The sequence below is a fragment of the Mesorhizobium sp. 131-3-5 genome (genome assembly GCF_016756575.1).
GTDB classification, from domain to species: Bacteria; Pseudomonadota; Alphaproteobacteria; order Rhizobiales; family Rhizobiaceae; genus Mesorhizobium; species Mesorhizobium jarvisii.
Map to the genome: position 1 here is coordinate 1770356 of NZ_AP023254.1, position 13412 is coordinate 1783767.

Annotated in this window: 10 protein-coding genes; 8 read left to right on the forward strand and 2 right to left on the reverse strand. The window is 61.1% G+C overall.

The genetic code is table 11. The annotated features are described in order from the left end of the window. From JG747_RS08665 to JG747_RS08675, 3 genes are all read left to right on the forward strand, one after another. On the forward strand, positions 1-999 hold the full coding sequence (locus JG747_RS08665; RefSeq protein WP_027055340.1) for an ABC transporter permease: 999 nt from the start codon (positions 1-3) through the stop codon (positions 997-999). Further along, a complete protein-coding gene (locus JG747_RS08670; RefSeq protein WP_202361599.1) occupies positions 996-2177 on the forward strand; it encodes an ABC transporter permease in 1182 nt (393 codons plus the stop codon). Before JG747_RS08665 ends, JG747_RS08670 begins: the two co-directional genes overlap by 4 nt. Before the next feature lie 201 nt (positions 2178-2378). Beyond that, positions 2379-2858 carry a class I SAM-dependent methyltransferase gene (locus JG747_RS08675; RefSeq protein WP_202361600.1) on the forward strand — a complete coding sequence of 160 codons (480 nt, stop codon included), beginning with the start codon at positions 2379-2381 and terminating at the stop codon, positions 2856-2858. Positions 2859-2889: 31 nt separating this feature from the next. Here the strand turns inward: JG747_RS08675 and JG747_RS08680 are convergent, their stop codons facing one another. After that, positions 2890-4305 carry an adenylate/guanylate cyclase domain-containing protein gene (locus tag JG747_RS08680; RefSeq protein ID WP_202361601.1) on the reverse strand — a complete coding sequence of 472 codons (1416 nt, stop codon included), beginning with the start codon at positions 4303-4305 and terminating at the stop codon, positions 2890-2892. A gap of 204 nt (positions 4306-4509) precedes the next feature. Between JG747_RS08680 and JG747_RS08685 the strand changes: the two genes are divergently transcribed. Genes JG747_RS08685 through JG747_RS08695 form a run of 3 tightly spaced genes read left to right on the forward strand, consistent with a single transcriptional unit; the run spans position 4510 to position 7318 of the window. Then, entirely contained in the window at positions 4510-5334 is an 825-nt protein-coding gene (locus JG747_RS08685) for a hypothetical protein (RefSeq protein ID WP_202361602.1), read from the forward strand. A 35-nt stretch (positions 5335-5369) separates the two neighbouring features. After that, positions 5370-5933, forward strand: coding sequence for a GNAT family N-acetyltransferase (locus JG747_RS08690; RefSeq protein WP_244748352.1), 564 nt, complete (start codon positions 5370-5372; stop codon positions 5931-5933). Continuing rightward, complete coding sequence (locus tag JG747_RS08695; RefSeq protein WP_202362251.1) at positions 5933-7318, forward strand: hypothetical protein; 1386 nt, start codon at positions 5933-5935, stop codon at positions 7316-7318. The genes JG747_RS08690 and JG747_RS08695 overlap by 1 nt, the downstream gene beginning before the upstream one ends. 7 nt (positions 7319-7325) lie before the next feature. Here the strand turns inward: JG747_RS08695 and JG747_RS08700 are convergent, their stop codons facing one another. Next, the gene (locus JG747_RS08700; RefSeq protein WP_202361603.1) at positions 7326-9092 is read right to left on the reverse strand and encodes an adenylate/guanylate cyclase domain-containing protein; all 1767 of its coding nucleotides are present in this window, start codon (positions 9090-9092) and stop codon (positions 7326-7328) included. Between the two features lie 320 nt (positions 9093-9412). On the opposite strand from JG747_RS08700, the gene JG747_RS08705 reads away from it, so the two are divergent. Both JG747_RS08705 and JG747_RS08710 read left to right on the forward strand, forming a co-directional pair. Continuing rightward, on the forward strand, positions 9413-12712 hold the full coding sequence (locus JG747_RS08705) for an adenylate/guanylate cyclase domain-containing protein (RefSeq protein WP_202361604.1): 3300 nt from the start codon (positions 9413-9415) through the stop codon (positions 12710-12712). Positions 12713-12730: 18 nt separating this feature from the next. Continuing rightward, positions 12731-13411 carry a peroxiredoxin-like family protein gene (locus JG747_RS08710; protein WP_202361605.1) on the forward strand — a complete coding sequence of 227 codons (681 nt, stop codon included), beginning with the start codon at positions 12731-12733 and terminating at the stop codon, positions 13409-13411. Position 13412: the final 1 nt, after the last annotated feature.

A 13412-nucleotide genomic window follows, 5' to 3' on the forward strand; every position in this document is an offset into this window, starting at 1 on the left:
GTGCTTCGATATATTGTCTGGCGCATTGCCGTGATGGTTCCAACGCTGCTGGTCATATCGGCGCTGGTGTTCACGATCATCGAACTTCCACCAGGCGACTATTTCGACAGCTATGTTGCCGAGCTTCGAGCTCAGGGCGAAGCGGTGGATTCCGATCGCATCCAGATGATGCGCAAGGAATACGGTTTCGACCAGCCGCCGGTCATTCGCTACTTCTACTGGGTCGGCGGGATGCTGCACGGCGATTTCGGCTATTCCTTCGAATATGAGCTGCCGGTTCGCGACGTCGTCGGGGACCGAATGTGGCTGACCGTGCTGGTTTCCTTCGTCACGATCATCGTCACCTGGCTCATCGCCTTTCCGATCGGCATGTACTCCGCCACGCACCAATACAGCTGGGGCGACTACGGCCTGACGTTCTTGGGCCTCCTCGGCCTTGCCATTCCGAACTTCATGCTGGCGCTGATCTTGATGTATTTCGCCAACATCTGGTTCGGCACGTCCATCGGACATCTCATGGACCAGCAATATCTCGGCGAGCCTATGAGCTGGGCCAAGGCGAAGTCGATCCTCGCCCATCTCTGGATCCCGGTCTTGATCATCGGCACCGGGGGCACGGCAAGCATGATCCGGCGGCTGCGCGCCAATCTGCTCGACGAGTTGCACAAGCAGTATGTCGTGACTGCACGCGCCAAAGGCCTTCATCCCTTCAAGGCGCTGGTCAAATATCCGCTGCGTATGGCGCTCAATTTCTTCATTTCCGACATAGGCTCTATCCTGCCGGCCATCATCTCCGGCGCCGAAATCACCGCGATCGTCCTGTCCTTGGAAACGACCGGGCCGATGCTGATCAGGGCGCTGCAGAGCCAGGACATGTATCTGGCGGGGTCGTTCCTGATGTTCCTTGCCTTCCTGACGGTCATCGGTGTCCTGATTTCCGACCTGGCGCTGGCGCTGCTTGATCCACGAATTCGCTTGCAGGGCGGCAGCACCAAATGAGCACGCCTTCGCCGCTGCCCGCTCCAGGTGCTCCGCTGCAACACTACGTTTCCACCGCGCCCTTTGACCTGCAGTCGGTCGAGGCGATGACGCCGGAGCAATCGAAGGTCTATCAGGCGTCGCAGTTGCGGCTGATGTGGTGGAAATTCCGAAAGCATCGGCTTGCCGTTGTATCCGGCATATTCCTAGCGGCGCTTTATTTCGGGATACTGATCTGCGAGTTCCTGGCACCCTACAATCTGCACACGCGCAACATGGACTACATCTATTCGCCGCCGCAGCAGGTGCACCTGTTCCATAACGGCCAGCTCGTCGGGCCATTCGTCTATGGCCGCCACATGACGCTGGATATGGACACGCTCAAGCGAAACTACATCGAGGAGCAGGATGAAGTTCAGCGGATCCGTTTCTTCTGCAAGGGCGACAGGTACCGCTTCTGGGGCCTGATCGAAGGTGACAGGCATTTTGTCTGCCCTGCCAAAAACGGGCAACTCTTTCTCGCTGGCACCGACAGGCTCGGGCGGGATGTGCTCTCTCGCATCATCTATGGCGCACGCATTTCACTGACAATCGGCCTCGTCGGCATCAGTTTCAGCTTTGTGCTCGGCATTGTCATCGGCGGACTGGCCGGCTATCACGGCGGTCTCTTCGACCTGATCGTTCAACGGATAATCGAAGTTCTGCAATCGATTCCCAGCATTCCGCTATGGCTGGCTCTAGCGGCCATTATGCCGATAACCTGGAGCCCGATCCTGATCTACTTCGGCATCACCGTCATCCTCGGGCTGATTCACTGGACCGGACTGGCGCGGGCCGTTCGTTCAAAGCTTCTAGCCCTGCGCGAGGAGGATTACGTTCTGGCCGCGCAATTGATGGGCGCCAACAGCAGCCGCATCATCGGGCGTCACCTCATTCCCGGCTTCATGTCGCATTTGATCGCGACGGCGACGATCTCCATACCTGGCATGATCCTGGGCGAGACGGCGCTAAGCTTCCTCGGGCTCGGCCTGAGGGCGCCGACAACCAGCTGGGGCATCCTGCTCACCGAGGCACGCAGCGTCAGCGTGATCGCGTTCTATCCATGGCTGCTTTTGCCGATGCTCCCCGTCATCCTCGTCATCATGGCGTTCAACTTCCTCGGCGACGGCTTGCGGGACGCAGCAGACCCCTACAAGTGAGACCGCTATTCCGGCCGCGCGCCGGACGCCGGCTCCACTCTTTGTCGGCAGCCTGTCCGGTTATTGCAGTGTCCACAGTTCGCCTCTATATCACGTGAGACGCGATCGGAGTTAGCACGTCGGCCCTGGGTTTCATCTGTGAACCGTTGTTGTCGTGGGTATCGCCGATCGCTTGAGCCGGTTCAGGACACATAAACATACATGACTCGCCTTGAGAATTTCATCAGCAGGATGACCGCACAGCGCGACATTCTCGACCAAGTCTGCGTCGAGGTGGCGAAGATGGAGGGGCTCGTGCTCGAGCTCGGCCTCGGCAATGGCCGGACTTTCCATCATCTGCGCGAGCGCCTGCCCGGACGCCGGATCGTGGTGTTCGACCGCGAAGTTGGCGCACATGCCAGCTCAATTCCCGAAGCTGAAAACCTCGTGCTTGGCGAGATACGCGAGACGGCGAAGAGGTTCATCGGCATCGAAGCCGCTCTTGTTCATGCCGACATCGGCACTGGCTATGACGATCGCGATGCAGTGACCTCTACCTGGCTTCCCGATCTGATTGCGCGCCTGCTTCGCGTCGGCGGCTTCGCGGTCAGCGGCACACCGCTCGATCACCCGCAGTTGCAACGCCTCCCTCCGCCGACCTTAGAGCCCGTTGATCGTTATTTCCTCTCCAGGCGCGTGTGAGGGTAGAGACGAGTCATCAGGGACCAAGTCTTCAAGGAATCGTATATATTGCTATTTCTCGCTCGATGCCACGCAGCGAGACTTCGTGGGGCACGGGCGTCAGCGCGTTCCTGCGCAACAGGTCGGCGGTGAGATTGTCGTCGACCACCGTATGCGTGGCGAAGATCGCCTGTGCGTCGGCAAGGTTCTGGACCCGCGAGGCAATGTTGACCGTCTGTCCGAAATAGTCCTGTCGCTCGTTCATGGATACCGCGATGCAGGGGCCGGCATGGACCCCGATCTTGAGCAGAAGATCCTCCCGCCCACTCTTGTCGTTGAGCGCACGCATGGCATCGCGCATTCTGAGGGCCGCAGCTATTGCGCGGTCCGGCGTCGCGAAGGTCGCCATGACCGCATCGCCGATCGTCTTCACCACTGCGCCTGCCTCCGCCGCGACGATCTCGTGCAGAACCTGAAAATGCGCGCGGACGAGATCGAAGGCCGAAAGGTCGCCCACCCGCTCGTAAAGCGCGGTCGATCCGCGCAGGTCGGTGAACAGGAAGGTCAGGCTGGTGATCTGCAGGCGCTGGTTGATGTCGAGAGTATCAGTGCGATAGAGATCGCGGAACGTCTGGTTGGAGAGCAGGCGCTTGGCGGTGAGGAAGGGCCGGCGTTTACCGAGGAGATCATGCAATTCCTGGCCGGCGATGAAGACCGTCGGCAGCACGCGGGTGTCGGTCCTGTTTTCCAGCATAATGCGCAACGGGCCTGGTTGCATCTCCAGCGTCTGATTCTGGACATGGTCGCGGTCGAAGACCAAGGAAAGGCTTCGGCGCTCCTTTGTTGGTTCGCCCCTCACGTCGATGAACTGCGCTGAGTGGGTGACAGGCTCGAACACGATGATGAACTTGGACGGAAGCTGTATGGGCAGAACCGCCTTTTCACCTGGCGCAAGCTCGATATCCTCCAGCGAAAACGCTTCGATCTTTTTTGCGAAATCCTCATCCGGCAGATCGACGCCGGACCCCCAGTAGATCTGGCGGAAATATTCCACCAGCGGCAGTTCGTGTGGATTGTGGGCGGCAATCCTGCGCATGCGGGGACTGACGGTGAATGTCACCTCGACCATCTCGTCGAGGGTCGGTGAATAGCCCTCGGCGCACAGCGCGCAGGTGTATTCGTCCTTCTGCATGGTTTTCAGCGTCGCGTTGGTGTCGAGCACGCCGCCACAGCCAGGACACAGAACATTCCAGGAAATGTCAAAGATGCCCACCCGCGCCGCATGGAGAAAAGCGCCTATGGTGCGTTCCTCGTCGAGGCCATGCTTGCCGGCAAAGGCTGGCGCGTTGATTCGGCAAAGTTCGCGGTCCTTGCCCTCCGCGATTGTTCGCCTGATCGCGTCGATTGCCTGTGGATCGACATCGGTCGATTGCCGCAGAAGCGAGAACAGATCCTGAGCTTCATTCATCGTGCAGGCTCCGGAAAATGCGCCCCCGCGGCATGTTCACCGGACCGCTCTTTGATCCGAGTTTTCTATTTTACTGCGAAACGGGCCATATGGCCATTCGAGTAGATGAGCCCGGTGACAGTTCATTTCCATTCGGCCGATTTTCAGCGGCCGCGAGTGGCACTATCATGGGTCATGGGGCATTCATCTTTGGGACCTTCTCCCATGCCGACATCCGACAACCCGCCATTTCCCGCGGCTCTGCGCCTTTTCTCGGCAGGGGTTATCATCGTCCTGATCGTAGGCGCAGGCCTGTTTTTCGCGCCGGCACTGGTCAAGCCGCGCTGGCCCTGGCCCGTCACGCCATTCAGTGCCCGCTTCCTCGGCGGCTTCTACACCGCCGAAATGGCGGTAATGGCGGCGCTCTTGTTCTGGAATCGCTGGTCGCCCGGCAGGCTGGTGCTCGTCATGGCTTTCATATTCACCGTCATCGTGTCGGCGGTTTCGTTGATCAATCTCGGCTATTTCGACTTCGAGCGAAAAGCGACCTGGCTCTGGTTCCTGGTCTATCTTGCCTCCGCCGCGGTATCCGGCCTGTTCCTGTGGCAGGCCAGGGCCCGTCCTTTAGCAAAAGGTGTGACCTTGAATCCCCCATGGCGCGCATACATGGTGATGGAAACGGCGATCCTTGGGCTCTATGGCGTCGGCATGCTGCTGTTTCCCCGGATGGTCAGCAGCTCCTGGCCCTGGTCGGTCGATCCCTTCCACGCCCAAGTCTACAGCGCCATCTTCCTCGCTGGCGCTGGCGGCATCTATCTCGTCTGGAAAAGCGCGCCGCGCGAGGAACTGCTGGTGCTCGGCCTGGCGCAGTTTCTGGTTGGCCTGCTTGCCATCCTTGGCCTCGTCATCACCGACGCCGCGGTGCATCGGATCGACTGGACGGCGACCGGGACATTGTGCTGGATCGCCCTATTCGGCTGGATCGGCGTCAGCGGCGCCTTCAAACTCTATGCCGCCTTCCGGTCTTTCAGCTCGCAATCGGCATCATAGGCTGTAGAGACGGCTGGATTTTCAGGTGAAGTCCGGTGCATCGTGCCGTGCCGATCGCCTTCGCCGGGAACGCCATGACCAGCACCACCTCGCCATCCCCCGAGAAAATCCAGCCGCAGATCCGGTCCATCCGGCCAAGCGATGCGGAGGCGCTTTGCGCCATGTTCAACATGCCGGGCTTCCGCGGGGGCACGCTGAGGATGCCCTTCGAGAGGGTGGAGCAGGTGGAGCGTCGCATCGCCAAGTCCGGCCAGGAAACCACCTGGATCGTTGCGGAATTGGACGGCAGGGTCGTCGGCCATGGCAGCCTGGTCGTGCAGGGTTCGCCGCGCCGTTCGCATATTGGCGAGATCAATATCGGCCTTGACGATGCCTTTGTGGGCAAGGGGATTGGCTCGGCCATTCTTGGCGCATTGCTTGATGTGGCCGACAATTGGCGCGCCCTGAAGCGGGTCGAATTGACCGTCTATGCCGACAACGAACCGGCCATCCGTCTCTACGCAAGCCAGGGCTTCGAGGTCGAAGGCAGGCATGTGAAGGCCGGATTTACCGACGGGCAATATCACGACCTCCTGAGCATGGCCCGGCTGCGGTTCTGATGACCGCCTTCTTTGACCCAACCCCTTCGCCTCCGGTGGAAGTTCTCGCTGCGCTGTCGCTGCTTTGCCCCGGAGTCGTGCGCGACATCGAGCTGAACTGGAATGCACCGGTTTCCGATTACGCCCGCCATCTGTGGCGCCCGGTGGCAAGGCCTGCATCGGGCCTGACGGTCGCTGCCCGCTCGATCATGCGCGAAGTCCTGCATCAGCGCCTTGGTGTGATCATGCAGCCTGAAGAGATCGGCAAGGTCCTCGACGAATTCGAGCACAGACCGGTGATCCAGTCCGGCCTGCACTGCCTGCTCCTGATGGACCGGATCACCTTCGATGCGCTCCTGCTTGCCTGGCTCGGCGCGGTCGAAAACGGACTGTCGGCCTTCTTCGCTTTCATGGGAACGACGATGACCATGGAGACCATTGGGCGTGAAGGGCCGGGATGGCTCGATGTCGGCGAAGACAAGGTCAACCTGTTTGGCATGGGCCGCCACAAACTGTGTCGCAAAAGCACCTGCGTGGCCGGTCCCGTCTCCCTCAACAAACGCGCACTCGAAGCGGTGGGTGATGAAACGGACGCCAGCCGCTGGCTGGGCACACTGCTTGCCAGTCAGGACAAGGTGTTTAAAACCGCCGCCGATGCGTTGACCTCCCTCAACGAGGATCTGGTCGCCGATTGGGATCACTCCGGCATGGCCCTGCCGATTTTCATCGATGATCGGCTCGCCGCTTCTGCCGTGGCGCGTCATCTGGAATATGACGGCAGCCTTCTTTCCAGACTGCTCCTCGAGCCCGCAAGACGCCAGCGTCTCGAACATGCGTTGGAAGAGGCCGCATCGGGACCATTCGGCAGATTCCTGCCCAATGCCACGGACTATTTCTGGGGCATTCGCGAGGAGCGCGTGCGCAAGCTCGTCCTCGACAACGGCCACCTGATCGAGCCTGACAGGCCGCATGGTCTTTCCATCCCGTTCGAGCGGCCGCATCTCAGGCAGGCGCTGCTGGACGGCGTGCTGTTGCCGAACTTGTTCCTGACGTTCCTCGTCCTTGCCATATTGCCGCGCGTGCGGGTTGTGGGCGGCCTGAGACAGATTGGCTATGTCGCGCTTTTCCATCAGGTCCTGCTGGCTGCGCTGGATCAAAACGCGCCGGAGGAGCGCGATCTGGCCGCGGAGCTGCAGGTTCGGGAAAATGCCTGGGGCACACGGGTCATCGATGAAAAGATCTCGGTCCGCGAGCAGCTTGCCGGCCTGCCGGAAGGGGCGGTCTTCCCGAACCTGCTCCGGCGATACCGGTTGCGGACATTTGCCGAGACGACCGACAACCTGAAGCTGGTTCGCGAAAACGCCCGATGGCGCAAGATTGGCCAGGCAGGGATCAAGGCGGGTTGAGCCTCACCTACACAAGGCCGGCCCTTCGGAGCCCGTCGACCACCAGATCGAAGTCGTCTGGGTTCTTGTAGGGCAAGACTTTACGACGGTATTCCAGAGAATAGTCAGGGTTGACACGGAACACTTCCTGCCATTGCTCGCGCGCCTCCGCGAAGCGGCCCAAATGCCCATAGCTCGCCGCCAGGAGCACACGTGAAACGTCGGTGTCAGGGTTACGAACAAGTCGCCGCTTAAGAGGAACGACGGCCTCTTCGTACTTGCCCAACTGGAACATCGCTTGTGCCTGGAAGTGCAGGAACATGTCCGGATAATACGGGTTCAGGGCTATTGCCCGGTCAAAACACCCAAGCGCCTCCTCGGACCTGCCCGAATAGTGCAGTATGTTGCCAAGGCTTTCGTGGCCCTCCGCAAGATTTGGGGCAAGCGAGATCGAACGTTCAGCCTCGCGGATAGCTATATCATGCCGTCTCAAATGCAGACTGATGATGCCCAGCGCCCAATGCGCGTAAGGATTTCGATCATCGAGCGCCACTGCACGTGTCGCAAACTTTTCCGCTTGTTCGATTGATGTCGACGGGGACCTGCTCCATCGGTTTATGTAGTCCAGCCCGTGTGCGATAGCTAGGATCGCGTAGGCGGAAGCGAATTTCGGGTCCAGCTCGATAGCACGTTCCAATAGTTCCCGACTTTGCGTGTTTTGCTCTCTCTTGAACCGCCACAGCTGCTCTCGGCCTCGCAGAAAGCAGTCGTACGCTTCCAAATTGTCGGTATGCTCGGTCGCTATCCGCTGCTGATCACGCTCCGTCAGATTGAGCGCCAGCGCATCGACGATCTGCTGCGTCACGTCGTCCTGCACAGCGAATATGTCGGTCAGGTCGCGATCGAACCGCTCCGCCCAAACATGGCCGCCCGTGGTTGCATCGATGAGCTGGGCGGTGATGCGCACCTTGTTCCCCGACTTGCGGACGCTACCCTCGAGGACATGCCGCACGCCGAGCTTCGTGCCCACCTCCTGCACATGGACGTTCTGGCCCTTGAAGGTGAACGACGAATTGCGCGCGATGACGAAGAGCTGCGACAGTTTGGACAGCGCCGTGATGATGTCTTCTGAGATGCCGTCGGCGAAGTAGTCCTGTTCGGCGTCACCGCTCATGTTGGCGAACGGCAGGACGGCGATTGACAGCTTCGGCGGCGGCGCAGCCGGCCGGCTCGTCGCGGTTTCCGAGGTCGCGGCCGCCTTGGTCCCGACGCTGCCGACTTGCAGCGAATAGACGCGGATCGGCTCGGCGATGTTCTTGAGTTGCGTGCTGCCGAGATCGCTGACCGAGAGGTCGAGCCTCGCCCTGACCTGGCGATAGGCATCCTCGGACAAGCAGATGGCGCCGGGCGCCGCGACGCCCTCCAAACGCGAGGCGATATTGACGCCGTCGCCCATCAAGTCGCCGTCGCTTTCTTCGACCACATCCCCCAGATGAATGCCGATCCTGAACTCTATGCGGCGGTCCTGCGGCACGCCGGCATTGCGCTCGACCATGCCATTCTGAACCTCAATGGCGCAGCGCACGGCATCCACCACACTGCGGAACTCAACCAGCGCCCCATCCCCGGTGCGCTTGATCACACGGCCGTTGTGCACTGCGATGATTGGATCGATCAGATCGCTGCGCAGTGCCCTCAACCTCGCCAAAGTACGATCTTCGTCCGCGCTTGCGAGCCGGCTGTATCCAACCACATCTGCAGCCAGGATTGCCGCCAGCTTACGATTCTCGCTCAAGGGTCCGTCTCCACATCCCCACGATAGCAGGAAGACGGCAGCAAGAGGGAACTTTCGCAAACGACGCCACGCACCGCCGGCAGCGCTCCGCCACAGGACCACACCGCGCTTGCCGGTCGACGGCTATCGGTTCATCCTTGCAAATACCCTGGCCGTGAAGTGCGTGGCGAGATCGCGCCGACACGGCCCCTAGAGCCGGATGATTTCAGGTCGAATCGACCTGAAATCTGAATCCGCCTCTAAGTCAAAGAGATAGGGCATGATGTGTCCGAAAACCGCTTCACACTTTTCGGCATCATGCTCTAGTGAGGTCTTGTCCTATGGATTGCTCGGGCTGCGGTTTCGAGGTTGATGGCGGCTTCGCTTTCTGTCCGAGGTGTGGCAGGCGCCAGCCCGTGCCATGCGCCAGTTGCGGCTACCTCTGCGCGCCGGATTTCGAGTTCTGTCCAAAGTGTGGGGCAAGCGTCGGCGCGCCCGCAAAAGCCGTCGAACGGCCTGCTCCGACAGCAAGCCGGACCATTGTGCCGCCTTCTCGAACTCCGTCGCTGCTTGCGAACATCGAAATCGAAGATGGGCTGCATCCCATCTCTGACGCCGATCGCCGGACGGTAACGGTCCTGTTCGCCGACCTTTGCGGCTTCACGACGCTCAGCGAGCAGCTCGACCCCGAGGTCATGCAAGCGCTGCAGAACGAACTGTTCAAGGAATTGACGGCGGCCGTGCGAAGCTTTGGTGGTTTCGTCGACAAATTCATCGGCGATGCGCTGCTCGCTTTGTTCGGTGCGCCGGTCGCGCATGAGGACGATCCGGAACGTGCGCTTCGCGCGGCTCTCGACATGATCGCCCGCACGGCGCGGCTCGGCGAGAGTGCCCCCCAATCCGGGACGCCTCTGCTGCTCCACATCGGCATAAACACCGGTCCAGTCGTCACTGGCGGATTGGGCATCGGCACCGCCAAATCCTATTCGGTGACCGGCGACACGGTGAATACGGCGCAGCGCCTGCAATCGCTGGCCGCACCGGGTGAGGTGCTGGTAGGCGAGCTCACGCACAGGCTGACCCGCCATGCCTTCTCTTACGAACCGCTGGGCGATGTCGTGCTTCGCGGGAAGGCTGGCAGTGTGCTCGTCCATCGACTGGATGCACCGCTTGCGGCGCCGCGTGCAGCGCGTGGGCTTGAGGCGCTTGGCCTTAGCGCGCCGATAATAGGTCGCGGTGCGGAGCTTCACAGAATGCTGGCGAGCCTTGACCAGGCGTGCGGCGGCTCGGCACAACTTGTGCGCCTCGTCGGAGAAGCCGGCATCGGGAAATCGCGGCTGGTGAAAGAGTTCGTCGCCCGCGTCGGCGACGATGATCGCTTTCGCAACGTCGCCGTGCGGCAGGCCACGTGCTCACCCCTGGGCGAACAATCATTCGGCGCTCTGGGCGCGGTGGTGCGCAGCGCTGCCGGGATGATGCAAAACGACAATGGAGATGAAATGCGGGGGAAGCTCGCAGGCTTGCTTACCGATCTCGGCCTGCAAGGGGAGGAAGCGAAGCGGCTGATGCCATTGCTCTACCACGTGCTTGGCCTTGGCGACCCTGATGGCACCTTGCAGCATGTCGAGCCAGAGCAGCTGCGGCGGCAAATTCTCTACGCGGTCCGCACAATCATCGAACGGCGGCTTGCGTTGTCGCCGCTGTTGATCGTCGTCGAAGACCTGCATTGGGCCGACGCCGTGTCGCTCGAGGCACTGCGTTTCGTGATGGACAGGTTGGAGCGCACGCGGTTGATGTTGCTGGTCACGCATCGTCCAGCGCCGGACAATGGCCAGCTCGATTCAAGTCGGGTCAGTCACACAGCGCTCAGGCTTTCGCCGCTCAACCGTGATGACGGACGCAGCCTGCTGGCGGCGCTTTTCGGCGAGGGTTGGGTAAACTCCGCAAGTGGGCTTCTCGACCAGATCCTCGAGCGCGCGGGCGGCAACCCGCTTTTTGTAGAGGAGATCGTTCGCGGCCTTATCGATCGCGGTTTACTAATGCGTGAGGGCCAGCGGTGGCGGACTGCGGCGGGCGAAGTCGCAACCGGCATTCCCGCCACCATCCAGGCAATGTTGCTTGCTCGCGTCGACCGGCTGCCCCAGGAGGTGCGCCGGTTGGCCCAGGAAGCCGCGGTAATCGGCCCGCGCTTCGATGCCACACTTCTAAAAACCGTGACAGCCGACCCCGGCCGGCTGGAAGCCGGCTGCGAACTGCTTTGCGATGCGGAGATCATCGAGGAAGTTGCCGGATCAGGCTCGGCCTCATCGCAGAGCTACCGCTTTAAGCAAACATTGCTGCAGGACGTGATCTACCAGAATCTGCTCCTGCAACGCCGGACCGACATCCACGGGCGGGTCGGTGTCGCCTTGGAGCACCTGTACGGCGACAAGCCGGAACGACTCGAGGATTTGACCGTGCTCGGTCATCATTTCGCACTGAGCGCAGAGCGGGAGAGAGGCGCTCATTACCTGCAGGAGGCAGGCGATCGCGCTCGCACAATATACGCCAACGACGACGCCCTTCGTTTCTACGAGCGCGCACTGACTGCGTTGGGCGCGATCGGGCAGACACCGCTCAAACTGGCAATAGCAGAGCGCATTGCCGATTTGAGCGGCCCGGCAGGCCGCCGCGAGATTGCGCACCAGCACTACGAGACGGTGCTGCAGGCATATCGCGAGTCAGCCGATCGTGTCGCTTCGGCGCGCGTTATGCGCAAGATCGGTCGGCTGCTCTGGGACGTCGGCAAGCGGGACAACGCAGAATCCCGCTATGCTGAAGCGGCAGCGCTTCTGGATGGAGCGGATGCCCCGATCGAGCAGGCACATCTGTGGCAAGAACGTGGCCGACAGGCATTCCGGAACGGAGATCACGCTCTCGCGGCAAAATGGGCAGACGCGGCGTTGGATTGCGTAGGCGCTCTGACAACGGAGCAGGTCTCCGAGGTGGGGGCTGATGCCACTCTTGTGACCGCCGAGGCACTCAATACCAAGGCTGTCGCTCTGGCTCGCCTCGGGCGAAACCATGAGGCCGTGCGTCAGGTCGAGCGCAGCATCGAATTGGCCGAAGCCGCCGGTCTGCTGGGCGCGGCCTGCCGTGGCTACACCAATCTCGGCGTGCTTTACACGACCATCGATCCGGCACGGGCGATCGAAGTCTGTCGGCGCGGTCTCGAAGTGGCGCGCCGTATCGGTGATTTGGGCTTCCAGGCGCGCCTGCTGGCCAATCTGGCGGTCGCTTGTTGTACTTTCACGGATCGGTGTCCGACAGAGGGCGTGCCTGCCGCAGAGAAGGCCATCGAGATCGATCGGGCACTCGACCAGCGCGAGCACCTGCCGGTGCCGTTGATCGTTCTGGGGCAGATCCACCAATGCAACGGCCGTCCGGAACTGGCGGTTGGGTTGTTCCACGACGCGCTGGACGTGGCCCGTGAAACGGGCGAACCCCAACTGCTGTTTCCATGCTATGATGGCTTGGCAACGCTTAATCTCGACCTCGACAACCTGGCCGAGGCCGAACGCTACTTTTCCCTGGCGCAGGATATATGCGCCCAGCACGGGCTCGACCCGGAATCGCTCGTGGTACTGCCTTTTCTCGACTAGCCGGGATTGGAGGTTGAAATGTCCGCGCCTAGTGATTTGGTACCGCTTCAACCGGGTGACCGCGCGCCGAACGTGATACTCGACGCCATTACCCAGGAAGGCAAGATCGCGCTTGACGACTTTCGTGGGCAAAAGCCGGTGCTGGTGGGCCTGTTTCGAGGTCTGCATTGCGCGTTTTGCCGGCGCCATATCGCCGCCCAAGCGCGGCTCGATCCGGAGCTGCGCGAAAGAGGCGTGGAGAGCCTGACGGTGGTCAACACGCCGATCGAACGGGCGCGCCTTTATTTCCGCTACCACCCGATGCCCAATCTGCTTGCAGCCTCCGATCCCGAACGCGCCTCACATCGTGCTTTTGGACTGCCCAACCTCGAATTCACCGAAAAAGAGACGAACTGGCCGTACAAGGTCTCGATGGCCGCGGCGAAGGACATGCGGGTCGACATGCCAGGCGAGTTGCCCGGTCCAATGGATCCTATGGCGGCCGGCGAAATCCTCGACAAGAAGGACCATTACGAACTGACTGAAGCCGACAAGCAGATGATGGCAACGGGATACGGACAATTGGTCGGTCAGTTCCTTCTGGACCGGCAAGGGATCGTCCGCTGGAGCTTCACGGAGGTTCCGGAGGGTGGGCGATACATGTTTGGGGCGCCAAACCCCCGGGAGCTGATGTCGGCCGTGTCGCAAGTCGCCCAATAGA

Coding starts and splice junctions, on each gene's coding strand:
- JG747_RS08670 (WP_202361599.1), top strand. CDS start 996: ATGAGCACGCCTTCGCCGCTGCCCGCTCCAGGTGCTCCGCTGCAACAC.
- JG747_RS08705 (WP_202361604.1), top strand. CDS start 9,413: ATGGATTGCTCGGGCTGCGGTTTCGAGGTTGATGGCGGCTTCGCTTTC.
- JG747_RS08710 (WP_202361605.1), top strand. CDS start 12,731: ATGTCCGCGCCTAGTGATTTGGTACCGCTTCAACCGGGTGACCGCGCG.
- JG747_RS08685 (WP_202361602.1), top strand. CDS start 4,510: ATGCCGACATCCGACAACCCGCCATTTCCCGCGGCTCTGCGCCTTTTC.
- JG747_RS08680 (WP_202361601.1), bottom strand. CDS start 4,305: ATGAATGAAGCTCAGGATCTGTTCTCGCTTCTGCGGCAATCGACCGAT.
- JG747_RS08695 (WP_202362251.1), top strand. CDS start 5,933: ATGACCGCCTTCTTTGACCCAACCCCTTCGCCTCCGGTGGAAGTTCTC.
- JG747_RS08675 (WP_202361600.1), top strand. CDS start 2,379: ATGACTCGCCTTGAGAATTTCATCAGCAGGATGACCGCACAGCGCGAC.